We start from the raw sequence: 24,364 nt of genomic DNA, 5'->3' as shown, positions 1-24,364 counted from the left end.
TTTAGTTCTTTCCCCTTTAATTTAGCAATCTCTTATAGCGGACCGGAAATACCTTGTTTGCGAATCATGATGAAGTGGAAGGCCATTAAACCTAGAAGTGCTGCTGGTAAGAAGAAGACATGAATAGCAAAGAAGCGAGTTAATGTTTGAGCGCCAACAATTTCGGAATGACCAGCGAGTAATGTTTTTATATAAGGACCAATGAGCGGCGTTTGCTCTGCGATTTGAATCCCTACTTTCGTAGCAAATAACGCTTTCATATCCCACGGTAATAAATATCCGGTAAAACCAAGACCTAACATAACAAAGAAAATAAGAACACCAACAATCCAGTTTAGCTCACGAGGCTTTTTATATGCACCTTGGAAGAAAACTCTGAGTGTATGTAAAAACATCATTACAATTACAAGACTAGCACCCCAGTGGTGCATACCACGAACAATTTGTCCGTATGCAACTTCATTTTGTAAATAATAAACCGATTCCCAAGCATTTTTAATATCTGGCACATAATACATTGTCAAAAACATTCCAGACAAAATTTGAATTACAGTAACGAAAAAGGTAAGCCCTCCAAAGCAATAAACGAATGCAGAAAAGTGATGTGCCGGGTTTACATGTTCAGGTACTTCATGATCAGCGATATCGCGCCATATTGGTGTAATATCTAATCGTTCATCTACCCAATCATAAATTTTATTTAGCATCTACTTTGCACCCCCTCTTGGCTTCGCTTTTCCTAAATACAATGTTCCGTCTTTCACTTTAGACTCGTACACATCAAGTGGAGCAAGGGGCGGTGTGCCTTTAATGTTAACCCCATCTTTTGTGTAACGTCCCCCGTGACACGGGCAAAAGAATTGATTCGGATGTGCCTTGTCCGAATTCCAGTTCACTGTACATCCTAAATGTTTACATACTGGAGAGAACGCCACAATGTCTCCGCTTTCATCTTTATGAACCCAAGCTGATTTTGGCTCATCGGACTTGTACCAACCATCAACCTGCTTCACCTTAAAGTCGAAACGCTTCGGCTCTGTTGTAATATCCTTCACTTGCGCAACAGCAACCATATCCGTTCCTGCTTCTTTTCTTAACACCGGATCAAGCGCAAATCGCGTCATCGGCATTAAAATCCCCGCTGCCATAAAGCCTCCTACCCCTGTAAGTGTGTAATTTAAAAACTGTCTTCTTGACACACGATGTTCTTTCTCGCTCACGAAAATTTCCCCCCTCTATCAGAAATTGTCCCCTCGTGAAAAATAATATAAAAAATAAAAACTAGGACACTATCATGATATAATACCCTCATGCACAGGTCAATATCATACTACTCATAATAATAAGAACTTTCTGTTTATTATTATTTCTCCCATTTTTCTTCTAACATTACCATTATATTTTTTATATGAGCGTGAATGAGTTCTCTCTTCGCTTGATCACTAAATTGTTCTAGCGCTAATGAGGGAAACCAAAATAAATCCCCTTGTAACTCTTGCATATCTTCTTTCCATGAAAAATCACTTGTAACATAAGCAATATGCTTAAAACCTTGGCTTTGTAAATGATCTGTCCATTCTTGCAAACGAACTTTTTCTTTCTTTTGACTGTCTACTAAATACGTAAATGCAGGTAGTAAAAGCACTCTTCCTTTATATTCTCTTTCCAACTCCATACTTAGCAATTCAATAAATTCACCTTGTTCTACTACCATTTTCATTTCTTTTGCTGCTGAAATTGATAAAAGAGGTATGACTCCTGTATCTACATACTCCCTCGCTTGCTCAAACTGTTCCACGTCTTTTACAATCCATTTCACATTTCTTCCCTCCCTCCAATTAAAATGACAGAACTTTCACTTTATATATATTAAACCATACTAAAAGGGGTAAAAAAAGAAAAACTACCTATCTTGGGTAGTTTTTCTTAAAAAAGTCCGAAATTTGTAAAAATTCAATAATCCAAATGATTTCTATAAAGTCTTCAATTCCGCCGTTAACCTATGAAACGCTTCTTTATCTTGCTTATCCAACGCTTCATCAATTTGTTTCAAAAGACGTTCTCTTCTAAATGAAAATACACTTTCTTCTAAAAATCTCTCTGCAAGTAAACGATCTTTTTCATTTACTTCAATATGCTTTGGTAAATATGGATTGTCTTCTAATACAGCTACATAATTTGCATTTTGAAACGATGATTTAAAGTTGAGTTGAATATAAATATCCTCATCTCGATTTAAACGAATATCATGAAACGATTTTTCAGCATCTGTTGTCATAACATTTTGTTTAAAAAAGTGAAACGGTGTGTCCTTCACACAATTTGCTGACATCACTAAGCCACGCGGACAATACTTTGCATGTTCTACGAAGTGGACTTTATGCATTAATTGGTCGTGACTCATTAAATAATTCAAAATCCACACACATTCTCGCTGTTTCAGTTGGTAATTATTCAAAAACCATTTCACAAAATCCTTCTTCTCGTTTACAGAAACAGGGGTATTCATAGCAATTAAGTCCCTCCTCTGTCTTTCTCTTTTCTTTTTAGATTCAAGAAGCGGCATTCAGTTTCCTTCCAACTTATGAAAAATCCTATAAATTATATAACAACTCTTCAATATGAATTTGTGTCGGGTCTAGTTGTATTAACTGGGTAAATACTTCTTTCGCCTCTTTTCGCATTCCTTCTTCCAATAAGAAATAACCGTACTCTTCCAAGAAGTCTGGATGATTCTTAAAAGAAGTATATGCACTTTCATAGTGTTTTAATGCATCCGAATACATTTCTAATTGTTTTTTTGCAAACGCAAGATCCCAAAGTAGTTGTGTATCTGGCTCTCCGCTATCAATAGCACGCTCTACAACTGCAATTAACTCTTCATACTTTTCTTGTTCTTTTAAAATATACGCATATTTCAATGTTGCACCTAAATGTCCTGGATCTAACTCAAGCGCTTTTTGAAGCACTTCCTCTGCCTCCACTACTTTTCCTAATTTCGCTGCAATGTTTGCTAATTCTACATAAAATGGAACGGAAAGCTCATCTACTTTAATTCCTTCATGAAGTGTTTCATAGCTTTCTTGAAGCATTCCTTCTTTTTCATAGCTTTTCGCTAAATACATGTACAACGATGCATACTCAGGGTCTAATTCTTTTAGTTCTTGCCAAGCACCAATCGCTCTTTGATATTCTTCTCCTTGGTATAATGTGAAGGCATAACCAAATAACGAATGAATATCTTTTTGCTCCTCTAAGCCTGCTTCATAGTAAGAAATTGCTTCTTCCCAATTTCCAATCGCACTTAACGTTTCTCCGAGACGAAGCGCAATGACAACACCACCCATTACTTTATGCTCTGCTAATAGCGACTCGTAATAAGTGATTGCCTTTTGTTCTTCACCTTTGCTACTATATAATTCTGCTAATCCAAACGTAATAACAGGTTCGTCAGGCATCATTTCTTTCGCCTTTAATAGTTTTTGTTCTGCTACATCATCAAAGCCTTGCATTTGGAATAAATCCGCTACAAGTAATAACGATTGAACATATAAATCATCATTTTCTGGAATATCATGAAGCACTTCAATCGCTTCATCCTCTTTGTCTAGATCAATATATAATTCTGCTAAAAATACCGTAAATTCACTTTCTTCTGGATACAGTAAGCGTAAGTCTTCAGTAATTGCTAGTGCCTCATCCATAAATCCAAGTGTATGATAGTAGCGAGCGATATCATATTTCTCTTCATCATTCGCCAATTGTAATTGTTCTTTTAATAACTGTAATCCTTTTTCAGCTTCACCATTTTCAATATATGAAACAGCTTGTTCAAACTTTTGCATAAACGTCTCCTTTAATTCTAAAAAATATTCTCTTCTGTTCATTTATCATAAGCAACTTACTATCAGAACGCAACCTAATAAGTATGCTTCTTCTTGTACTTTTCCTTATAGCGTAGCTAATTGCTCAAAAAGTTCGGATATGACACCGATCCCTCACTACTTTCTATTGTACCGTTTTCTTTCATAACCGTGCAAATAACTTCTCTTATTCATTATTAAACAACACAAATCGAACTTTTAGGGGCAGTTAATGCGGGATAAAAAAGACTCCTATAATAGGAGCCTTCACAATTTCTTAAGAATATGTTTCTTCTTTCTTTACTCGCTCTTTTACAAGCTCTTTCAGTAATTCTATAATTTCATCGTTCTCTTCTTTTAAACCGACTGTGATACGAATACCGTCATGTATGCCAAATGCAGCACCAGAACGAACAATATAACCCTTTTTCATTAATCGCTCGAAAGCTTCATTACCAGGAATACCAAGTTTTAAGAAAATGAAATTTGTTTGAGATGGATAATAGAATACGTTATATTCCTTACAAAATGCATAGTATTGATTTAAACCTTCAGCATTCTTCTGCACACATTCTTCTAGAAACCTTTGATCTTCTAATGCAGCTATTGCTACAACTTGTGCTACAGTCGATGTATTGAATGGTAACCTCGCTACTTCTAGCTGCCCAATTAACTTCGTATTACCAACCGCGTATCCGATGCGAAAAGCAGCTAAGCCATATGCTTTTGAAAATGTTCGTAATACCATAAGGTTTTCATACTTTTCAAGAAGTGGCAATGTTTGTGGATAGTCTTTTACTTCCATGTATTCATAATATGCTTCGTCTATGATAACGAGCGCTGACTTAGGTACTGATTCTAAAAATGAAAGTAATTTTTGTTTCTCTACATATGTACCTGTCGGGTTATTCGGATTACAAATCCATACAATCTTCGTTTTGTCATCTACTTGCTGTAACATTGCGTCTAAATCGTGAATGCCATCCTTAAGTGGTACTTCACGAACTTCTGCTCCTTCAATAACAGCATGATGATGGTATTGTGAGAAAGTAGGATTCGCCATTACAACATTTGTTCCTTCATGTAGTAATGCACGGCTAATCATTTGAATGACTTCATCTAACCCGCTACCAAATAACAATTGTTCCGCTTTCACACCTAAATGCTCTGCTACTTTTGTCCGAAGTTCAAAGGCATATCCATCTGGATAAAGAGCATACTGACCCGCTAACGAAGTTAACGCTTCTGTCACACGCGCTGAGCAACCGAATGGATTTTCGTTCGATGCTAATTTCACAATTTTTGATAATCCATATTCCCTTTTTACTTCTTCAATATTTTTCCCAGGTACATATGCTCTCAAAGTTAACAACTGCTCTTTCACTTTCATTTCGCTTCCCCCAGTCATTTTATTCCATTCGATTACAGCATATTTATAGTTCCTCACTGCAATCTGGTATCATAACTGTCATTATTACGAGAATACCTCTAAATAAGCATTCCATACCTTTTCTATATTCCTTTTATACCATATCCTTTTGAAATGCCTCTAACGCAATATGAACAGTCTCATCTGAAATAGATACGACATTCACTACCCCATATTCCTGCATAAGCACCATATGAATTGTTCCTGCATTTGCTTTCTTATCTTGCTTCATCAATGAAACAAGGCGCTCTACATTCAAATCACTTGGCATTTTTGGATAGCCGTATTTCAAGAACCACTGCTTCATCTCTCCATAAGCAAGATCAACCTTGTACACTTGCTCACTTAAAAATAAGGCGAATAACATCCCAACCGCTACTCCGTCACCGTGAGTAATATTTCCATAGCCAAGCTCTTTTTCAAGAGCATGTCCTAGCGTATGTCCAAAGTTCAAGTGGGCACGTACACCTTTTTCTGTTTCATCTTGCGATACAATATTTGCTTTTACCGGAATCGCCTTCGTTAATATATGAATTAACTTCTCATCACGAAGATCCGCTAATGTTTGCACTTCTTCTTTTAACCAGTGATATAGATTAACATCACCAATAAGAGCGTGCTTAATTACTTCTGCAAAACCTGAGCGCCACTCTTGCTCAGGAAGAGAATGTAAAAATGGAGTATGATATACAACCGCTTCTGGCTGATGGAATGCACCAATCATATTTTTCCCTAATGGATGATTAATTGCTACTTTCCCGCCTACTGCACTATCATGGGCTAATAAAGTCGTTGGAACTTGAACAAAGCGAATACCACGCATAAACGACGCAGCGACAAAACCAGCCAAGTCCCCAATCATTCCGCCTCCAAGTGCGATAATTAAAGAATTTCTATCTAATTTATTTTCAAGAGCCGACGTATGAGCTGCATAGAAATTTTCAAAAGACTTCTCTTTTTCACCACTCGGTACAACGAATGAAAATACCTTTTGTTCCACTTGTAATGCATTAACAACTGTCTGTAAATGTAAAGCGGCAACAGCTTCATCTGAAATAATCATTACGTTGGATACAGCCGGCTGCATATTTTGAACAATTGTTGTCAAATGTGATAATGCCTCTTTCCCAACATGTACATCATATTCTTTTGATTTCGTTTGAATATGTATGTTTTCCATTAAAATCCCCTCGCATATTCATTATGTTTCTCAATATTTTCACGTATAAGATCAATACGATCTAATCCAAATTGTTCAATTAAAGCTGTCGCGAGCTCCCAAGCCACCACAGCTTCAGCCACCACGCTAGCTGCTGGTACTGCACAACTATCTGAACGCTCAATACTCGCTGTAAAAACTTCTTTCGTATCAATATCCACACTTTGAAGCGGTTTGTATAATGTAGGTATCGGTTTCATCACACCGCGCACAACAATTGGCATTCCAGTCGTCATGCCACCTTCTAATCCACCTGCATTGTTCGTTCTTCTTGTATAACCATGTTCCTCATTCCACAGAATTTCATCATGAACTTCACTTCCCGGTCTATGTGCTGCTTCAAAACCAATTCCAATCTCCACACCTTTAAAGGCATTAATACTCATAATTGCCGCTGCTAATTTTGCATCCAGTTTTCGATCATAATGTACATAGCTACCTACTCCGATTGGCATTCCTTCTACAACTACTTCAACGATTCCGCCAATTGAATCACCATTTGCTTTTGCATCATCAATTGCTTTCATCATTTGTTTACCAGCTTCTTCATCTAAACAACGTACAGGTGATTCTTCTGTTATACTTTTTAATTCTTCAATTGAGCTATAAGTAATCTCCTTAGCCTGTACGCCACCAATCTCAATTACATGTCCTGCCACTTTAATACCAAGTTCTGCTAAAACTTTTTTAGCAACCGCACCAGCAGCAACACGAACTGTCGTTTCACGCGCTGAAGAACGTTCAAGTACATTTCTCATATCTCTATGACCATATTTAATCGCACCATTTAAATCAGCATGTCCAGGCCTTGGTTTTGTCACTTTCCTTTTCATTTCTTTTTCTTCTTGCTCAGTTAAAGGCTCAGCACCCATAATTTTTGTCCAATGTGCAAAATCACGATTTTCAACAACGAGTGCAATGGGAGATCCTAGTGTCTCTCCGTGTCTAACACCACTTACAATTTGCACTTGATCTGTTTCAATTTGCATGCGTCTACCACGCCCATATCCCTTTTGCCTTCTAGCTAACTCTTCATTTATATCATCCGCTACTAAAGATAGTCCTGCTGGAACACCTTCTAAAATCGTTGTAAGTTGTGGACCATGTGATTCACCAGCTGTAATATATCGCATACGTTATTCCTCTTTTCGTATATGTATTTATCTCACTATATTAAGCAACGATATTATTTATCATCATTCAAAAAATTAAAGCAGTTATTTAGTAAATCTACTACTCGCTCTATCCTTTCCGATAGACCTTTTACTTTACATACCAATATATCATAACAACCCTAACTTCGTAACTGACCGAAATAAAAAAAAGTGCAAGAAGAATACCCCTATTCTCCTTGCACTTTTTACTATTATCACATTTATTAAAGCGTTTACAAATTATTTCAAAATAATTAGTAAATCCATTGATTCATTAATTTTGAGTAGTCTACTAATTCTTCTTCTTTAAAGAAAATAGCAATCTCGCGCTCTGCACTTTCTAAGGAATCAGAACCGTGGATAATGTTTTTCGCAACAGTTACACCGAAATCTCCACGAATTGTTCCAGGAGCAGCTTCATGTGGACGTGTTTTACCCATCATATTGCGTGCTGTATCTACTACACCTTCACCTTGCCATACCATTGCGAATACAGGTCCAGATGTAATAAAGTCTACTAATTCACCAAAGAAAGGTCTCTCTTTATGCTCACCGTAGTGTTCTCCAGCAATTTCCGGAGTGACTTGCATTAATTTTGCACCAACTAATTGAAAGCCCTTTTTCTCAAAACGAGCTACAATTTCCCCAATGAATGCACGTTGTACACCGTCTGGTTTTACCATTAGAAATGTTTTTTCCATAAAAAATCTCTCCACTTCTGAATTATGTATGTAATTGTATATCCCCACACACATATTAACACCCTTATCACAATTGTGCAATAGTTTTGAAAAGGAGAGATTTTTTTATTTTTTAGAAAAAACACTAAAATTTTCGTTTTCCAATATACTTTGCTACATTTTGTAATGCATACTTTGCTTGTCCGCGCGGGAGTGGTTTTATTATCTCCAATGCTTTATGTAAATAACGTTCACTAAACGCAAACGCTTCATCAATAGCTGTACTATTTTTCACAGCATCGATAATTTCTTTCATTTCACCCGCTGTTGTATTTTCATTTACAGATGTGATTTTCTGACGAAGTACTGGATCTTCCATCGCATATAAAGCCGGAAGCGTAATATTTCCTTGCAATAAATCACCACCAGCAGGTTTTCCGAGTTTCTCTTCCGTTGAAACGAAGTCTAAAATGTCATCAATAATTTGATAAGACATCCCCACAAAATATCCATACCAAAACAAGCGATTTACCGTATCACGATTAGCACCAGCAGCAATCGCTCCCAACTGACAACTCGCAGCAATTAATAATGCTGTTTTTCGCTTTATCCTTCTTAAATACGTTCTTAAATTTTGATCATAATTGTATTTATCTTTAATTTGTTCGATTTCACCTTTACAGACTTCTAAAATGGTATGCGATAGCGCCTGATGCGCTTCTGGAATTTCGATATTTGTTACACATTCAAGAGACTTTGCGAACAGATAGTCCCCTGTATACATTGCAATACGATCTCCCCATTTCGCATTCACAGTCGCACTACCACGTCGTAAAAATGCAGCATCAATAACATCATCGTGAACAAGAGAAGCCATATGAATAAGTTCTAACGCAACAGCGACATGCTTAATTGCGTCTAACTTATAATCTCCAAATTTCCCTGCAAGCAACACAAATACAGGCCGGATTCGCTTCCCACCAGCTTCAATAAGTTGTAATGCCGCTTCTTCTACTAATGGCTGTTCAGAAGCAACCGTCTTTTTTAATTCTTTTTCTATCACATTAATATCCGATCGTAAAAAAGAGTACATAAGTTGTAACTTCATATTGTTCACCTTAACCTAAAACGTCTTTTTTCTATTTTGATTCTGGTTTCATACCTAAATGCATCGCTGCTACCCCAAAAGTAAACGGCTTCACTTGTACATGTTCAAGTCCAGCTTCCTCAAACATATGAGCCAATTCTTTCATCCCTGGGAATGTGCTAGCAGATTCCTGAAGCCATGAATATTCCTTATAACTTTTCGCAAACATCTTTCCAAATAACGGCATGACATATTTAAAGTATAAAATATATCCTTGTCGAAAACCAATCATTGTTGGCTGTGATGTTTCTAAACAAATTACTTTTCCACCTGGCTTTACTACACGCGTCATTTCTTTTAATACATGCATATAGTCTGGTACATTACGTAAACCAAATCCAATCGTTACGTAATCAAATGTATTATCTTCAAATGGAAGTTCCATTGCATTCCCGTGTAGAAGTTCTACTTGTTTTAATTGTAAAGCCTCTACCTTTTGCTTACCGACAGATAACATATTTTCACTGAAGTCTAGGCCAACAACCTTCCCCTGCTCTCCTACCGCTCCAGCTAACGCAATTGTCCAGTCCGCTGTCCCGCAGCATACATCAAGCGCTTTACTGCCCGGTTGTACATCCATAATACGCATCGTCTCTTTACGCCATGCCTTATGTCTTTGAAAACTGATTACAGAATTCATCACATCGTATTTATCAGAGATTTTTTCAAATACATCGTGTACTCTTTCTTCTTTTGATTGTTGCATGCTCGTACCTTCTTCCAATGTAAAATTGCTTATGTCTTCGATTTATCTCTTAACACAGAGTTTATTTCACTTATGTCTGTGTGATTTTCTAAAAATTGTTTTTCTTTCTTTCTCAATTCCATCATCCAGTCAGTCATAACTGTTTCTGCACCTTCTTCATCCCCTGAAAGACCTTGAACCGCTTGATAAACAGGTGAATGTAGTTTATCAACATGCAATTGCATTTCTTTTTGGAGACGATTTTTGCCTAATACATATGTTATAAATGGCTTCCAGTGTAATAAATGAAAATGATCACATGCTTTTTGCAGGAGCGCAGACTCAATCGTTACTACACTTTTCATTATGTCATCCATCGTTTCATGCGCCTTTTGGTATAACATAATTTTATGTTCATTAATCTCCTTGATTCCTTCAGCAAGCGCACGAATTAAAAGAATATCACGATTCATAGACAATAAATAATAATATAGCCCACTATAGTAATCACCTGCAAGTACTGTTAATTGGCGACGTTTATGCGATTCAATCGCTTCTTCACCAGCTTTATTTGATACCCTTTCATGCGTATCAAGCGCAATTTGCACAAGCATAATTGTTACTACATAATGCTCAATTTGTTCTATATGTAAGTCTGCACTTTTTAAAGCACCATATAACAACGCTATTTTTTCTTCATCAATAAATGGTTCTTCAATATAGTTTATAAAATAAGGATGGCGTAATTTCTCCATCAATTTCTCTTTTATACCCGCATACCCTCCGTAGATGTTACACACAAAAAATCACCCTTGTTTTCTAATTCATAAAACTTATTATAACACATACATTCTATTTTCTATAACCAAAACTTGGCTACATCTTCCACTCATTTAACCGATCTTTCTATTCTCACTCTGTCCAACTAACACTATATCATTTATTTACTAAAAAAAAAAAGAAAAGCAGTTTCCCGCTTTTCTTTACTTCGTTTTAATAAAAGATAAAATTTCACTACGCGCCGCCGCATCATTTTCTAGCACACCGCGTACTGCTGTCGTTACTGTTTTCGCACCTGGCTTTTTCACACCGCGCATCGTCATGCACATATGCTCTGCTTCTACTACTACCATTACACCATGTGGCTCTAGTACTTCCATAATAGAGTTAGCTACTGTTGATGTAATACGTTCTTGTAGTTGCGGACGACGTGCGATTGTGTCTACAGTACGAGCTAATTTACTCAGTCCCGTTACTTTTCCACCTTGCGGAATATATGCAACGTGAGCAACTCCATAAAAAGGAACAAGATGATGCTCACACATCGAATAGAATGGTATATCTTTTACTAGTACAAGCTCTTCGTGATCTTCTCCGAATACTTTATGCAAGTGCTCTTTCGGATCTTCATGCATACCCGAGAACACTTCCGCGTACATTTTCGCAACACGCTTTGGAGTATCAAGTACTCCCTCACGATTTGGATCGTCTCCGATTGCCTCTAAAATAAGACGTACCGCGTGTTCAATTTGTTCTAAATTAACTTTTGCCATCCGCTAGCCCTCCCGAAAAACCTAAAAGTGATACGAACACATTCTAGCATATTTATGTTTTTAAAAGCAAAAAGAAGAGTTTCCAAAAAGGAAACTCTTCTTCCCTGTTAATATGTAAGGATTATTTAACCGCATCTTTTAACGCTTTACCAGGTTTGAATGCAGGTACTTTACTTGCAGCGATTTCAATCTCCTCACCTGTTTGTGGGTTACGACCTTTACGAGCCGCACGCTCACGAACTTCGAAGTTACCGAATCCGATAAGTTGTACTTTATCACCTTGTTTTAAAGCTTCTAAGATAGAATCAAAAACAGCGTCCACTGCTTTTGTTGCGTCCTTTTTAGAAAGGGAACTTGCTTCTGCAACAGCATTGATTAAATCTGTCTTGTTCATGCCATTCACCTCCTCCCAAAGATAAGACTGTATAATGATAATAAAATGAGTCTTACTTTCATTTGTAGGCAATTTTTGCAAATTCTATACTACAAAGATGTAGATAAATCATTATCAACGCCTATATTATACGATTCTCCTTTATAATTCAATATTTTTAAGGAAATTGTTACTCTTAAAATGTGAAAATCTGATGAAACTTGACAATTTACAACAAAGTATTAGATAATGACTGTTTATTTTCCTATTACATACGTAAAAAGAAGAAAATCCCTCTACAACTAGAGGGATTTTTTTCTTATAAAATAATCGCAATTAATCCACCAGATCCTTCATTAATAATTCTTTCTAATGTTTCTTTCAATTTATATCTAGCATTTTCTGGCATTAAAGATAATTTCGCTTGAATTCCTTCTCGAACAATCGAGCTAAGCGAACGTCCAAATATATCAGAATTCCAAATTGACAACGGGTCATCTTCAAAATCTTGCATTAAATACCGAACTAATTCTTCACTTTGCTTTTCAGTACCAATGATTGGCTCAAACGTTGACTCCACATCTACTTTAATCATATGAATAGATGGAGCTACAGCTTTTAATTTCACACCAAACCTTGAACCGTGACGAATAATTTCCGGCTCATCTAAACTCATATCAGCTAATGCAGGTGCTGCTACACCATATCCTGTTTGCTTTACCATACGCAGGGCATCTGCCACTTGATCATATTCTATTTTCGCATGAGATAAGTCAAGCATAAGCTTCAATAAATGATCTTTCCCTCGAATCTCCACTCCGACTACTTCTTTTAAAATTTGATCATACAATTCATCTGGCGCATATAAATCAATCTCTGCCACACCTTGCCCCATATCAATGCCCGCTAGGCTCGCTCGATCAATAAATTCGTATTGACTAAACTGCCAAACGACACGGTCCACATCACGAAGACGCTTGATATCCTTCACAGTCTCTTGAACTGCTTCCTGATAACTTTTGCGTAACCAATGCCCTTCATTTAGCACCATTACCCAGCTCGGAAGGTTCACATTCACTTCTAGAACTGGGAACTCAAATAACGCTTCTCGAAGTACATTATACACATCTGTTTCTCTTAAACTCTCTACACTCATGGCAATTACTGGTATATCATATTCTTCAGATAAACTTTGGCGTAATTGCTCTGTATCTGGATGATACGGCTGTACCGTATTAATAATCATAATGAAAGGTTTTCCTACTTCTTTCAACTCATTTACAACGCGTTCTTCTGCCTCTATATAATCTCTTCTTGGAATTTCACCAATGGTTCCATCTGTTGTAATTACAACACCAATTGTTGAATGTTCTTGAATTACTTTACGTGTTCCGATTTCTGCAGCTTCATGGAATGGAATAGGCTCTTCATACCAAGGAGTATTAATCATACGTGGGCCATTCTCATCTTCATAGCCTTTCGCTCCTGGAACCGTATATCCAACGCAATCTACTAATCGAATATTTACTTCAAGTCCTTCATCTACTTCAATAGAAACCGCTTGGTTTGGAACAAACTTCGGTTCCGTCGTCATGATTGTACGACCAGCAGCACTTTGAGGCAGTTCATCCTGCGCTCTTTGACGGTCAGACTCATTCTCAATATTTGGAATAACTACAAGTTCCATGAATTTTTTAATGAATGTTGATTTCCCTGTTCGAACAGCTCCTACAACTCCAAAATAAATATCACCGCCTGTGCGTTCCGCAATATCTTTAAAAATATCTACCTTTTCCAAGTGATTCCCTCCCTCAAAATTTTTGGGAATAATTCCGCGTTTATAGTCAACTAATACCTTCTCTAACGTTGCCTATAATATCTGATATAATATAATGGTATTCTAGAAGTTCGGACAATATATCATATAATTTTGTCCAATTTCATATGACTATTTAAAAAATATCTTTTGTTTGCATCACAAGTTGTATAACATAAAAAACCTTTCTTCTAGAACTTATTCGCTAAAAGAAAGGTTCATGACTTATGATTTAAAAAAAATTGGTTCTCCGTTCTTTACCGTATACGGTAAAGAATAGGCAGGTACAAACGGGGAATCTTTCGAAAGTATATTCCTTATATCTTCTCCCTCTTTAAATTGCCCTTCATTTTTTTTCAAAGCTTCATATAGGTCAATTCTATAATCAACAAAAATTTCTCCTTTTTCATTAATTACAAAAGGAAGCCCTTTACCAGAATACGGACTTGTCGCTTGCGGTACATCTTTATATCCTAGTTTTTTGAAATCCAATTCATATACACCATCTGCAATTACTTTTTTAAACGGTGGATATTGATGTTCATCGCGATACATTCTTAGCTTTAATGATAACTCCTGAATTTGTTCAGCCATCCTAACATCGATTAACTTGACTGTCGGATTTGTTTCAACATCAATTAATACATACTGGTATACTCCGCCGCTTTCGTACGCATTAGCAGGTGCTTCTTGTATGTAACGCGGCGCAATCTTTTGAAAGTCGATTGGATACTTCTGATAAATAGGCGTACTCATATCACGCGTCTTAATTGGCAATACCCCGTCATTTTGTTCCTTAAATGTCATAACTGCTTTTTGAACAACTTGCAATTGATCTTCATAAGGAACAGCATTTTGTTTCATATTTTCCTTCGGATACAAACACCCTGTTAACAGGCTCATACAACAAAATATTAAAATAATATGGATTTTTTTCACTAACAATCACCTTTTCACACTAATATAACTTGCTACTTATGTAATATTTTCGAATTATACTCCCTTTATTGCTCCACAGGTCCACTAAATACAACAAGAAAAATAACAATCCCTGACACTATCATAAGGGTGTACGCTACTAACGCTGTAATCCCTTTCAAAAATTTATTCTTTATTTTATGTCTACTTAATAAAATAAAACCTACTGCAACAAACATAAATCCCATTGCTCCTAAGGAAAACCACATTTTAATAAGCCCTTCTGACATATACACACCCCTTTATTATTAATCTATTTTTATACTATTTTAACAAATTAAAATCTTTAAACAAATACAATTCATCATTTTACTGCAAATTAACAAAATTTATGTACAAAAATAAAACCGAAGCGACTGCACCTCTCGCTTCGGTTGACCAAATATGCCCAAAACAGCTCTATTCCCATTCTTTCATGGCTATCATATGCAATCTTTAAACTCTTTGTTTCTCATATTTTTATTTTTTAAACATTTTACTTAACGAGCCAAAATCCGCCGGCATATTATTGTTAATAATTGCTTTTACGATTTGATCCTCTTGTTCTTTCGGCACTTCACGTCCTGCCATAAGAGCAACTTGATGAATCAATTGACGAAGCACTTGTTCATCACGCAAATTCGCATTTTGTACAGACGATGCTAATTTAAATATATCTTCTTTATTCACTTTCGCTTCTTTTTCAATGTTACTAAAAATGTTATTATCCATTCTTTTCACCCTCTCCTCAAGTTACTCTTCATCCTATGCAAAAATAAAAAAATGGTGAAAAGACCCAAGAAAAATATAAAAAGCGGCAGAAGTACACTTTGTACTTCTGCCGCTTTTATTTAAAGTAAATCAGGTATAGTTTCCACTTCATGTTTTTTCACGCGCCCCATCAATGAACCTACTGCATCTTTCACATTATTTTCATTGAATAACACGTCATATAAAGCGGCCGTAATCGGCATTTCAACTTCCATCTTCTCTGCTAATTCATGAGCAGCTTTCGTTGTTCTTACACCTTCAACAACCATACCCATGCTTTCTAACACTTCTTCTAAAGAGTGCCCTTTTCCAAGCATATTTCCAGCACGCCAATTTCGGCTATGCACACTTGTACAAGTTACAATTAAGTCCCCCATACCAGTTAGACCAGCAAATGTTAACGGATTACCGCCCATCTTTCTTCCTAAGCGAGCGATTTCTGTTAAACCGCGTGTCATTAATGCTGCTTTTGCATTATCACCTAATCCAAGTCCATCAGTTATTCCAGCAGCTAATGCGATAATATTTTTTAACGCACCACCAAGCTCAACTCCAACGATATCTGGATTTGTGTATACACGGAAATAGCTATTCATAAACAAATCTTGTACTCCTTCAGCCGCTTCCATACGCTTCGCTGCAGACGTAACCGTTGTTGCTTGACGCAATCCAACTTCTTCAGCATGACTCGGCCCAGATAATACAACAACATCTTTAATCAAGCTCTCTGGAATTTCTTCCTCAATCATTTCCGAAATACGTTTTGATGTACCAGGTTCAATCCCTTTACTTGCATGAATCCAAGTAACTGGTTCTGTAACAATTTCTTTCATCTCTTGCAATACATCTCGGTACGCTTTCGTCGGTACTACTAGCAGTACTGTATTTACATCTACTAATGCTTCTTCTAAAGAAGAGTAGGCTACGATTGTGCTTGGCAATGTAATGCCCGGAAGATATTTACTGTTCTCATGCTTCGTATTAATTTCATCCATGAGCTCAGGACGGTTTCCCCAAATGCGTACATCATGTCCATTGTCAGCTAATACCATCGCTAACGCTGTTCCCCAGCTACCTGCTCCTATTACTGTGATTTTTGTCATAAAATCACATCCTCTCCATTAGTCTCTTGCTCTAGCGATAATGTGAATCGGCGTTCCAACAAAGCCGAATGCTTCACGTAAGCGATTCTTTAAGAAGCGCTCATATGAGAAGTGCATTAATTCTGTATCGTTTACAAACACAACAAATGTTGGTGGTTTTACCGCAACCTGTGTCGCATAGAAGATTTTCAGACGGCTACCATTATGAGTCGGCGTTGGATTCATCGCTACCGCATCCATAATTACATCATTTAATACGTTCGTTTGTACGCGGATGCTATGACTTTCATTTACTTCATTAATAACTGGTAATAATGTTTGTGTACGTTTTTTCGTTTTCGCAGATAAGAATACAATCGGCGCATACTCTAAAAATTGGAAATGAGCGCGAATGTTTTCTTCAAATGCTTTCATCGTTTTTTCATCTTTTTTCACTGCATCCCATTTATTTACGACGATAATAACAGCACGTCCTGAATCATGAGCATATCCAGCAATTTTTTTATCCTGTTCAATAATTCCTTCTTCTCCGTCTAAAACGACTAAAACAACGTCAGAACGTTCAATCGCTCTAAGTGCACGAAGTACACTATATTTTTCTGTACTTTCGTATACTTTCCCTTTTTTACGCATACCAGCTGTATCGATGATTACATAATCTTGACCATCTTTGCTATATGGTGTATCAACAGCATCACGTGTCGTTCCCGCTATATTACTTACAATTACACGCTCTTGACCAAGAAGTGCATTTACAAGTGATGATTTCCCTACGTTTGGACGTCCAATTAAAGAGAAACGGATTGTTTCATCGTCATACGCTTCTTCTTCAATCTTTGGAAAATGCTTTGCAGCTTCATCTAACAAATCACCAAGTCCTAAACCGTGTGTTCCTGAAATCGGGAATGGCTCGCCAAATCCTAATGCATAAAAGTCATAAATATCACTACGCATTTCTGGATTATCAACCTTATTTACCGCAAGTACAATTGGTTTTTTAGAACGGTATAAAATTTTAGCAACTTCTTCATCTGCTGCAGTTACACCATCGCGACCATTCGTCATAAAAATGATAACATCTGCTTCATCAATCGCTACTTCCGCCTGTTGACGAATTTGTGTCAAGAACGGCTCGTCTCCAATATCAATTCCACCTGTATCAATAATGTTAAACTCATGATTTAACCATTCTCCCGCACTATAAATACGGTCTCTCGTTATACCTGGTATATCTTCTACAATTGAAACTCTTTCTCCAACAATTCTATTGAAAATAGTAGATTTCCCTACGTTCGGGCGGCCTACTATTGCTATTACTGGTTTCGGCATATACTTTCATCCTTTCAACTTGCTTCTGTTTATTATGTAAAAAACCCTTCTTTGTGCAAGAAGGGATTTGCATTCCAGAATAATTCTCAACGTATCAAAACACCTCATATTATACCACACGTTGCTAATGTTTCACAATAATATATACATTCTCTTGTAAGCGATGCGCAATACCATCTAAAATGGCTTCTAAATTATTTGCAACAAATTCTAGTTCCTCTGTCGTCTCACAAGTAAACAAAGGAGCACCACCTGCAAACTTCTCTGGCACTGTTGTAATAACCGCAAGAATAACACTTTCTAACATCATCTCTTATCTCCCCTTCCTTTCGGAGCCTCTGATGACATATGAACCGCGCTTTCTAACGTCGGCACATTCCCTATTACCCCTATCGCTTTCTCTGCATCTTGATCTTGTGGCAAGACAAAGATTCCAACTCTGCCATCCTCTAAATCGCGCTTTGCTAACGGTACAAGCGCTGGTGTACCTGAATCTCTATATATCCCTAAAGCAACAGAAACATCGTGCAAAATAGCTTGCCTTTGTCCTAAGTTTGCAATTGTAACCATCGCATCAATTGATTTCGGCTTTAAAATAAAACCCATTCCATATTTCATAATTTCTTCTTGCCTTGCTGGTAATCCAATATTCATAATGTAAATATTATCAATATAAAGTCCCGCTCCTTCAAAATGAAGTGGAACATGCTCAATTTCTACAAGATCATGAAGTCTTTTACCTGACATTAATTTTTTCGCAATGAAAAAACTTACCATACCAGTAATTACCCCGGCAATCCATGAATGGAATCCTATATACGCAAACGTCGTTGCAAACGACGTTAACATCGCCAAATAATTGCGACTTTCAAAAACTAATGCAATCCCTTCAATGTATGTATTCCCACGCGGCACGAGCTCATATCCATCTAATTGTTGAAGTGTATTTCTTTCCATATTACGCACATCACGAAATTGCGTCGCTGCTAACGTAAGAAATGTAATTGCAGAAAAATCTTTTTTCAAAATAGACGGGATAGCAATCGCTCCTAAAGCAGCTGCAATTAACCCCATCGCAACATGGATAATTTTCCCGTGAAGCCTCGTCGGATATTGCCGCGTATCCGTCCGAAGCATTAACAATCTCGTCACTGTTCCTGCTATTACGCCGCATAAAATGGCTGGTGTATATTCAGTCATGTATTACCCTCGCCTTTCTTTTACGTGTTTTCCTCTTAAGCTGTTCCATGTATACTGATGCTTTTGCAATCCAAAACAATACTGCCATAAATAATGTAGAAACGGCGATGATATCAAAAAATGCTAAACTACCGTAATCATATGGAAAGTGTAATTTCCGAAAAATAAGTGTCACTAACAACTCTCCTTGCAACATTCCTACATATAGGGAACATAATCGTAATATACGGTCCCCATGCAATAACACCGATGCATACACAAGAACATTACTTAACAGAAACACCCTATCCACCACAATCCAAATTGGATCGTATATTTCTAACAGATGAAAACTTGTATATAACATTGCAATAATAAGTGCTGAAAGTAAGCTATATATTTTTTTCCAAATAGAATATAGCGTGATTCCGATAAAAGAAATAATACAAAGTAAAAGAGCATTTACTGATACTGTGAATGAAGCAATCGTCACATGTAACGGAGAGCAAATTATAAAAATCAGTATACAAGCGCCTAACTTCCATCGAATAGCGTCCTTTTTCATAAAAAAAGTTACAATGACCCACCCTATCCAAGCTACAAAATAAAAAATACTCCCATCCATCATTTCACCTCCTATGTTTTCCATTATGGGAACTTTTTATGAAAGTTAATCCACTTTCTTTACGCATAGTTTTTCCTTATAACAGCAACACTTTTAATAAGGAGGTGCTATTCATTATGGGTAAAGATCGCCAAGAACGAAAACTAAGAGAATCACGCCGCGTTGAATCCGATCGCGACCAATCACTTCAATATCCTGGTGCAACTAGTCTTGATACACCGGAGCAAGCTCGAAAGCAAAATCAACACTAAAAATACAAAAAGACGGTTTCGATATTGTACGAAACCGTCTTTCACATAAATTATTTTAATAATTTCTACTCATAATATAATTCTTTTGTTTTCGCATTATAAATTCGATCACTTGACGAGGCATCAATCGTAACAACACCTGTTGGTTTTTTTGGATATGTAACAACATAATACGTATGAAGAGAAGGATCTTTACTATTCACTTCTACACGTACATAATTGGTCTCCCCTAATTCTTGTAACTTTCGCTCAACTTCTTTTTTCACATCGGCAGTATCTTCTCGTTCCTCTTTAACTTTTCTACTTCCGATGATGTTTCCTTGATCAGAGAGTAATACTACTTCAGCTGTACTTAAATCCACCTCATTTGGTATATTGAAATAATAATTTGCATATGAATCTTCCGGTGGATTATTTTTGTCTTCTTCTAATTCCCTTGGCAATATTAACACTTCTCTTCCATCTCCTGCATTTACCATTGGATTCCTATACAATTTATTCCCGACTGCGATTGCAATATTCTCCGTTTTAATTGTCGATTGTGCTGTTGTTGAACTAGAACCCCCTTCTCTCACATTTGAAGTTAGTGAAATTTCAACTTTTTGATTATATCCAGAAATCGCTGTATCTTCTCTTATATTCCGCGCATGGATATTAACATCGTCACTATTATACGTAATACGTCCTATTGTATTTTTACTATTTGAAGATACATTTTCTACACTTTTTCATTTTTATAACCCCTTTTTAATTACAACTTCCATAAATAATATTCATATATTTTGATTATAATATATTTTCTCTCTTTTTTCCATTTATAGAATTATATAGAATAATTCCTCGCAAAAAAAACCAACCAATCGGTTGATTTTTTATCTCCTACTATAACTCGAAGTATCAATACCACGCTGCATTAACCAATGATACGTTTCGCCTTTTACAACAAGAGGCACAGACTGTAATTCTTCTATCGTCTTCGCACCAAGAGCTGTCATAATAAATTTCAAATCTGTATGTAAAAGATCAATTTCATCCACTAACTTCTCGATGCCATCTTGCATTAAAATACGTAAAAAGTATCCAGCAAACGCAGTTGTATTCGCCCCTAACGCGATCGCCTTCGCTACATCAAGCGCTGTTTGTATGCCCCCAGATGCAATAAAAGAGAGGTTATTATTTGTAGAGGTTGCTTCAATAATCGAGGTAGCTGTTTGTATGCCCCAGTTATTAAAATAAGAAAGCATACGCTGTCTTCTTTCATTTTCAACAGCTGCAAAATTCGTACCACCTTGTCCACCAATATCAATTGCTGTTACACCTATACTCGCTAACTGTCGTACTGTTTCTTTACTCATGCCAAATCCAACTTCTTTTACGATAACAGGCACTTTACTATTTAAAACAATTTTCTCAATTCGCTGAAGCACACCAGTAAAATCACGGTCTCCTTCTGGCATCGTTAACTCTTGTATAACATTCAAATGAATTTGCAGTGCATTCGCTTCAATCATATCAATGGCACGCTCTGCCTGTTCGGCAGTTGCCTCACTACCCAAATTAGCAAAGAAAATACCATTTGGATTTACTTTTCTGACGACTTTATAAGAAGCCGCCTCACTTTCATCCTTTAACGCTGCCATTTGCGAACCTACAGCCATAGCAAGTTTATGATGTTTTGCTACATATGCTAATTGTTCATTAATATGAATCGTTTGCTCTCCTCCACCACCAGTCATCGCATTGATAAAAATCGGCGAACTTAGTGAAAGTTCGCCGATTTTTGTTTCACATGTTACAGTATCATAACTTGAATTTGGCAAGCTTTGATGCACAAAATCAATATCATGAAAGCCATGCGTACGAGACTGACCAGTAGAAAGAGCGTATTCAATATGATCTAATTTACGTTTTGCCCTTACCACTTGTACCCCTCTTTATTTCTTTAATTTTTTCAGTTGTTCACCAATAATATCACTTAATTGGAAAGTAGCAGAATCAGCATTTGGCTCATATTGGCTATAATCTTCTGTTACATTATTTTCTTCAAGCGCTTCTTTTATACTTAAAGAAATACGTTTCTCTGCTACATGAACTTCCAGTACTTTCACTTTTACTTCTTGTCCCATTTCCAATACTTCATTTGGATTTTTCACGTGACGATTTGCAATTTGAGATACGTGTACAAGTCCTTCAACGCCAGGTAAAATTTCAACGAATGCGCCGAATGTAGCAAGGCGTTTCACTACTCCCTCACGAATATCTCCAACTTTTATTTCACCAGCAACATTTTCCCAAGGTCCCGGCTGAGCTGCTTTAATTGATAAAGAAATACGTTGTGTATCAGCATCAACAGATAGCACCTTTACCTTTACCTTTTGACCTTGCTCTAGCACTTCAGAAGGTTGCTCTACACGTTCGTGTGAAATTTGTGAAATGTGAACTAAACCGTCCACACCACCAACGTTAACGAAAGCACCAAAATCCGTTAATCGTTGTACTGTTCCTTCAACAACATCCCCTTCTTTTAACGAAGAGATTGCTTCTTTTTTCTTAGAATCTAGTTCTAGTTCTACTACCGCTTTATGCGAAAGGATTACACGATTTTTTTCGCGGTCTAGTTCAACAATTTTTACAGCTAATGTTTTTCCTTTATAGTCAGTAAAGTCTTCTACATAATGTACTTCTACAAGTGAAGCTGGGATAAAACCACGAACGCCAAGGTCCACAACTAATCCACCATTCACGATATCTTTTACAGTAACATCAAATACATGACCAGAAGTAAATTTCTCTTGTAGTGCTACCCATGCTTTTTCTGCATCAACAGCACGTTTTGATAAGACAAGATCATTTTCTTCTAATTTAATAACCTTTAATTCTAATGTTTGATCTAATTCTACAACATCGCTTGCTTTTTCAATATGAACGTTAGCTAATTCACTAATTGGAATTACGCCATCTGTTTTGTATCCAACATTTACAAGAACTTGTTTCTCTTCAACTTTCGTTACAGAACCTGTAACAACGTCACCAACTTGTAATTCTTTTGAATCCATAACTTCTTCATTCATTTTCTCTACCATGGAAATACCTCCCTACAGAATTGACAAAGCATTTTTATGTATATACGAAATGAAAACAAATGTTTTCATTTGCATGTTTAAGAATTTATCATCACATACTCTTTTTCAATACCATTCAGAAGAAAATATATTAAACCTATATAAATAGTATACAGCAATTTCTTCTCGAAGAAAGTATGTTTTGAAATATAATAGCGAATATATTCTGACAGTTCCGTCCTTCTCTACCTAACTTCTTATAAATCGGCTCATTTGTCAAGGGAAGAGACTCACAATTCACATATCCTTTACATTTCTATATAAAGTGAAACTTTAACCAGTGGGGGTTTTCTTCATCCCCACTGATTATCAGCCCGCACCAATCGGGCTGCCCGGCAAATAGCGGGATAAACAAAAAAAGAAAGAGGATTATCCCCTTTCTTTCTTTATTTCGCAAATACTCCTGAAACAATGCTCATTATTTTTCCGACAACTTCTTCAATTGATAGAGAAGTTGTATCTAATTCCAATGCATCATCAGCCTTTTTTAAAGGAGAAACTTCGCGTTCTGAATCTAATTTATCACGCTGAGCAATTTCTTCTTTTAACTGCTCTAAATTAGAATCGAAACCTTTATTTATATTTTCTAAATGTCTTCTTTCTGCTCTTTCTTCTACAGAAGCAAGCATAAAGATTTTCACTTCAGCATCCGGTAACACATGTGTGCCGATATCACGACCATCCATTACAACGCCGCCTTTTTCCGCTAATTCTTGTTGACGACGTACCATTTCTTCACGAACAAGACGATGCTTTGCTACAATAGATACTCGATTCGTCACATCATGTGTGCGAATTACTTCAGAAACATCTTGTCCATTTAAAAATACAAGTTGTGTATTTTCTCCTTGCTGAAATTCAATATTTACATTCTTTAAAACTTCCATTAATTTCTCTTCATTTTCAATGTCCACTTTTTGTTCAAGGGCTGCATATGTCAGAGTACGGTACATTGCGCCTGTATCAATATAAACGTAAGAAAGTTTCTTTGCAATAACTTTTGCAACTGTACTTTTCCCAGCAGCTGCTGGACCATCTATAGCAATCGAAATTCGTTTATCCATTGTAACACCTCATTTTTTCACTTATAAAACAAAACGAAAAGCAG

28 protein-coding genes are annotated in these 24,364 nt (G+C 36.6%); 1 reads left to right on the top strand and 27 read right to left on the bottom strand.

What is annotated here, in order from left to right; translation table 11 throughout:
- Positions 1-32: 32 nt before the first annotated feature.
- From qcrB to COI75_RS15055, 23 genes are all read right to left on the bottom strand, one after another.
- Positions 33-707 carry a menaquinol-cytochrome c reductase cytochrome b subunit gene (gene qcrB / locus COI75_RS15165; RefSeq protein ID WP_000932700.1) on the bottom strand — a complete coding sequence of 225 codons (675 nt, stop codon included), beginning with the start codon at positions 705-707 and terminating at the stop codon, positions 33-35.
- Positions 708-1,220, bottom strand: coding sequence for a menaquinol-cytochrome c reductase iron-sulfur subunit (gene qcrA, locus COI75_RS15160; protein ID WP_001290417.1), 513 nt, complete (start codon positions 1,218-1,220; stop codon positions 708-710). It abuts the gene before it with no gap.
- Positions 1,221-1,363: 143 nt separating this feature from the next.
- Entirely contained in the window at positions 1,364-1,819 is a 456-nt protein-coding gene (locus COI75_RS15155; protein ID WP_000871306.1) for a YpiF family protein, read from the bottom strand.
- A 153-nt stretch (positions 1,820-1,972) separates the two neighbouring features.
- A complete protein-coding gene (locus COI75_RS15150; RefSeq protein ID WP_001095919.1) occupies positions 1,973-2,509 on the bottom strand; it encodes a ReoY family proteolytic degradation factor in 537 nt (178 codons plus the stop codon).
- An 85-nt stretch (positions 2,510-2,594) separates the two neighbouring features.
- Entirely contained in the window at positions 2,595-3,845 is a 1,251-nt protein-coding gene (locus COI75_RS15145; protein ID WP_001168688.1) for a tetratricopeptide repeat protein, read from the bottom strand.
- Between the two features lie 295 nt (positions 3,846-4,140).
- Positions 4,141-5,253, bottom strand: coding sequence for a histidinol-phosphate transaminase (hisC, locus tag COI75_RS15140; protein WP_000864989.1), 1,113 nt, complete (start codon positions 5,251-5,253; stop codon positions 4,141-4,143).
- Positions 5,254-5,386: 133 nt separating this feature from the next.
- Positions 5,387-6,472, bottom strand: coding sequence for a 3-dehydroquinate synthase (aroB, locus tag COI75_RS15135; RefSeq protein WP_000427690.1), 1,086 nt, complete (start codon positions 6,470-6,472; stop codon positions 5,387-5,389).
- On the bottom strand, positions 6,472-7,644 hold the full coding sequence (aroC, locus tag COI75_RS15130) for a chorismate synthase (RefSeq protein WP_001269393.1): 1,173 nt from the start codon (positions 7,642-7,644) through the stop codon (positions 6,472-6,474). Before aroC ends, aroB begins: the two co-directional genes overlap by 1 nt.
- A gap of 275 nt (positions 7,645-7,919) precedes the next feature.
- Entirely contained in the window at positions 7,920-8,366 is a 447-nt protein-coding gene (ndk, locus tag COI75_RS15125) for a nucleoside-diphosphate kinase (RefSeq protein WP_000415882.1), read from the bottom strand.
- A gap of 124 nt (positions 8,367-8,490) precedes the next feature.
- Positions 8,491-9,453, bottom strand: a complete 963-nt coding sequence (gene hepT, locus COI75_RS15120) for a heptaprenyl diphosphate synthase component II (RefSeq protein WP_000776091.1) — start codon at positions 9,451-9,453, stop codon at positions 8,491-8,493.
- Between the two features lie 31 nt (positions 9,454-9,484).
- Positions 9,485-10,198 (bottom strand): 2-heptaprenyl-1,4-naphthoquinone methyltransferase, encoded by a 714-nt coding sequence (gene menG / locus COI75_RS15115; RefSeq protein WP_001187670.1) that lies wholly within the window; start codon positions 10,196-10,198, stop codon positions 9,485-9,487.
- Between the two features lie 29 nt (positions 10,199-10,227).
- A complete protein-coding gene (locus COI75_RS15110) occupies positions 10,228-10,977 on the bottom strand; it encodes a heptaprenyl diphosphate synthase component 1 (RefSeq protein ID WP_000336123.1) in 750 nt (249 codons plus the stop codon).
- Between the two features lie 183 nt (positions 10,978-11,160).
- Complete coding sequence (gene folE, locus COI75_RS15105; RefSeq protein WP_001151482.1) at positions 11,161-11,730, bottom strand: GTP cyclohydrolase I FolE; 570 nt, start codon at positions 11,728-11,730, stop codon at positions 11,161-11,163.
- Between the two features lie 121 nt (positions 11,731-11,851).
- A complete protein-coding gene (locus tag COI75_RS15100) occupies positions 11,852-12,124 on the bottom strand; it encodes an HU family DNA-binding protein (RefSeq protein WP_001043860.1) in 273 nt (90 codons plus the stop codon).
- A gap of 298 nt (positions 12,125-12,422) precedes the next feature.
- Entirely contained in the window at positions 12,423-13,901 is a 1,479-nt protein-coding gene (gene spoIVA / locus COI75_RS15095; RefSeq protein WP_000416518.1) for a stage IV sporulation protein A, read from the bottom strand.
- A 243-nt stretch (positions 13,902-14,144) separates the two neighbouring features.
- Positions 14,145-14,858 (bottom strand): hypothetical protein, encoded by a 714-nt coding sequence (locus COI75_RS15090; RefSeq protein WP_000719830.1) that lies wholly within the window; start codon positions 14,856-14,858, stop codon positions 14,145-14,147.
- Positions 14,859-14,923: 65 nt separating this feature from the next.
- Positions 14,924-15,127, bottom strand: a complete 204-nt coding sequence (locus COI75_RS15085; RefSeq protein ID WP_001289000.1) for a DUF2768 domain-containing protein — start codon at positions 15,125-15,127, stop codon at positions 14,924-14,926.
- A gap of 229 nt (positions 15,128-15,356) precedes the next feature.
- Entirely contained in the window at positions 15,357-15,608 is a 252-nt protein-coding gene (locus COI75_RS15080; protein WP_000369757.1) for a stage VI sporulation protein F, read from the bottom strand.
- 119 nt (positions 15,609-15,727) lie between these two features.
- Positions 15,728-16,750 carry an NAD(P)H-dependent glycerol-3-phosphate dehydrogenase gene (locus COI75_RS15075; protein WP_000161757.1) on the bottom strand — a complete coding sequence of 341 codons (1,023 nt, stop codon included), beginning with the start codon at positions 16,748-16,750 and terminating at the stop codon, positions 15,728-15,730.
- A gap of 18 nt (positions 16,751-16,768) precedes the next feature.
- Complete coding sequence (der, locus tag COI75_RS15070; protein WP_001125885.1) at positions 16,769-18,079, bottom strand: ribosome biogenesis GTPase Der; 1,311 nt, start codon at positions 18,077-18,079, stop codon at positions 16,769-16,771.
- Positions 18,080-18,203: 124 nt separating this feature from the next.
- Positions 18,204-18,389 (bottom strand): capping complex subunit for YIEGIA, encoded by a 186-nt coding sequence (locus tag COI75_RS15065; protein WP_000979060.1) that lies wholly within the window; start codon positions 18,387-18,389, stop codon positions 18,204-18,206.
- A complete protein-coding gene (locus tag COI75_RS15060) occupies positions 18,386-19,279 on the bottom strand; it encodes a YIEGIA family protein (RefSeq protein WP_000141590.1) in 894 nt (297 codons plus the stop codon). The genes COI75_RS15065 and COI75_RS15060 overlap by 4 nt, the downstream gene beginning before the upstream one ends.
- On the bottom strand, positions 19,272-19,883 hold the full coding sequence (locus tag COI75_RS15055) for a YphA family membrane protein (RefSeq protein WP_000349081.1): 612 nt from the start codon (positions 19,881-19,883) through the stop codon (positions 19,272-19,274). The genes COI75_RS15060 and COI75_RS15055 overlap by 8 nt, the downstream gene beginning before the upstream one ends.
- 116 nt (positions 19,884-19,999) lie before the next feature.
- On the opposite strand from COI75_RS15055, the gene COI75_RS26575 reads away from it, so the two are divergent.
- Positions 20,000-20,134 (top strand): YpzI family protein, encoded by a 135-nt coding sequence (locus tag COI75_RS26575; RefSeq protein WP_000513901.1) that lies wholly within the window; start codon positions 20,000-20,002, stop codon positions 20,132-20,134.
- 65 nt (positions 20,135-20,199) lie between these two features.
- On the opposite strand, the gene COI75_RS15045 is transcribed toward COI75_RS26575, so the two are convergent.
- The 4 genes from COI75_RS15045 to cmk form a co-directional block, all read right to left on the bottom strand.
- Positions 20,200-20,613 carry a hypothetical protein gene (locus tag COI75_RS15045; RefSeq protein ID WP_033657182.1) on the bottom strand — a complete coding sequence of 138 codons (414 nt, stop codon included), beginning with the start codon at positions 20,611-20,613 and terminating at the stop codon, positions 20,200-20,202.
- Positions 20,614-21,006: 393 nt separating this feature from the next.
- Positions 21,007-22,056 (bottom strand): type 2 isopentenyl-diphosphate Delta-isomerase, encoded by a 1,050-nt coding sequence (gene fni / locus COI75_RS15040; RefSeq protein ID WP_000251053.1) that lies wholly within the window; start codon positions 22,054-22,056, stop codon positions 21,007-21,009.
- Between the two features lie 12 nt (positions 22,057-22,068).
- Positions 22,069-23,217, bottom strand: coding sequence for a 30S ribosomal protein S1 (gene rpsA / locus COI75_RS15035; protein WP_000229570.1), 1,149 nt, complete (start codon positions 23,215-23,217; stop codon positions 22,069-22,071).
- Positions 23,218-23,642: 425 nt separating this feature from the next.
- Positions 23,643-24,320 carry a (d)CMP kinase gene (cmk, locus tag COI75_RS15030; RefSeq protein ID WP_000361249.1) on the bottom strand — a complete coding sequence of 226 codons (678 nt, stop codon included), beginning with the start codon at positions 24,318-24,320 and terminating at the stop codon, positions 23,643-23,645.
- Positions 24,321-24,364 lie beyond the last annotated feature (44 nt).

Source organism: Bacillus cereus (assembly GCF_002564555.1).
In the GTDB taxonomy this organism is placed as follows: domain Bacteria; phylum Bacillota; class Bacilli; order Bacillales; family Bacillaceae_G; genus Bacillus_A; species Bacillus_A cereus_K.
The sequence above is the reverse complement of the archived record's forward strand: the minus strand, read 5'-3'. Positions and strand labels throughout refer to the sequence as shown.

Coding starts and splice junctions, on each gene's coding strand:
- qcrB (WP_000932700.1), bottom strand. CDS start 707: ATGCTAAATAAAATTTATGATTGGGTAGATGAACGATTAGATATTACA.
- COI75_RS15150 (WP_001095919.1), bottom strand. CDS start 2,509: ATGAATACCCCTGTTTCTGTAAACGAGAAGAAGGATTTTGTGAAATGG.
- COI75_RS15145 (WP_001168688.1), bottom strand. CDS start 3,845: ATGCAAAAGTTTGAACAAGCTGTTTCATATATTGAAAATGGTGAAGCT.
- hisC (WP_000864989.1), bottom strand. CDS start 5,253: ATGAAAGTGAAAGAGCAGTTGTTAACTTTGAGAGCATATGTACCTGGG.
- aroB (WP_000427690.1), bottom strand. CDS start 6,472: ATGGAAAACATACATATTCAAACGAAATCAAAAGAATATGATGTACAT.
- aroC (WP_001269393.1), bottom strand. CDS start 7,644: ATGCGATATATTACAGCTGGTGAATCACATGGTCCACAACTTACAACG.
- ndk (WP_000415882.1), bottom strand. CDS start 8,366: ATGGAAAAAACATTTCTAATGGTAAAACCAGACGGTGTACAACGTGCA.
- hepT (WP_000776091.1), bottom strand. CDS start 9,453: ATGAAGTTACAACTTATGTACTCTTTTTTACGATCGGATATTAATGTG.
- menG (WP_001187670.1), bottom strand. CDS start 10,198: ATGCAACAATCAAAAGAAGAAAGAGTACACGATGTATTTGAAAAAATC.
- folE (WP_001151482.1), bottom strand. CDS start 11,730: ATGGCAAAAGTTAATTTAGAACAAATTGAACACGCGGTACGTCTTATT.
- COI75_RS15100 (WP_001043860.1), bottom strand. CDS start 12,124: ATGAACAAGACAGATTTAATCAATGCTGTTGCAGAAGCAAGTTCCCTT.
- COI75_RS15085 (WP_001289000.1), bottom strand. CDS start 15,127: ATGTCAGAAGGGCTTATTAAAATGTGGTTTTCCTTAGGAGCAATGGGA.
- COI75_RS15080 (WP_000369757.1), bottom strand. CDS start 15,608: ATGGATAATAACATTTTTAGTAACATTGAAAAAGAAGCGAAAGTGAAT.
- COI75_RS15075 (WP_000161757.1), bottom strand. CDS start 16,750: ATGACAAAAATCACAGTAATAGGAGCAGGTAGCTGGGGAACAGCGTTA.
- der (WP_001125885.1), bottom strand. CDS start 18,079: ATGCCGAAACCAGTAATAGCAATAGTAGGCCGCCCGAACGTAGGGAAA.
- COI75_RS15065 (WP_000979060.1), bottom strand. CDS start 18,389: ATGATGTTAGAAAGTGTTATTCTTGCGGTTATTACAACAGTGCCAGAG.
- COI75_RS15060 (WP_000141590.1), bottom strand. CDS start 19,279: ATGACTGAATATACACCAGCCATTTTATGCGGCGTAATAGCAGGAACA.
- COI75_RS15055 (WP_000349081.1), bottom strand. CDS start 19,883: ATGGATGGGAGTATTTTTTATTTTGTAGCTTGGATAGGGTGGGTCATT.
- COI75_RS26575 (WP_000513901.1), top strand. CDS start 20,000: ATGGGTAAAGATCGCCAAGAACGAAAACTAAGAGAATCACGCCGCGTT.
- COI75_RS15045 (WP_033657182.1), bottom strand. CDS start 20,613: ATGGTAAATGCAGGAGATGGAAGAGAAGTGTTAATATTGCCAAGGGAA.
- rpsA (WP_000229570.1), bottom strand. CDS start 23,217: ATGGTAGAGAAAATGAATGAAGAAGTTATGGATTCAAAAGAATTACAA.
- cmk (WP_000361249.1), bottom strand. CDS start 24,320: ATGGATAAACGAATTTCGATTGCTATAGATGGTCCAGCAGCTGCTGGG.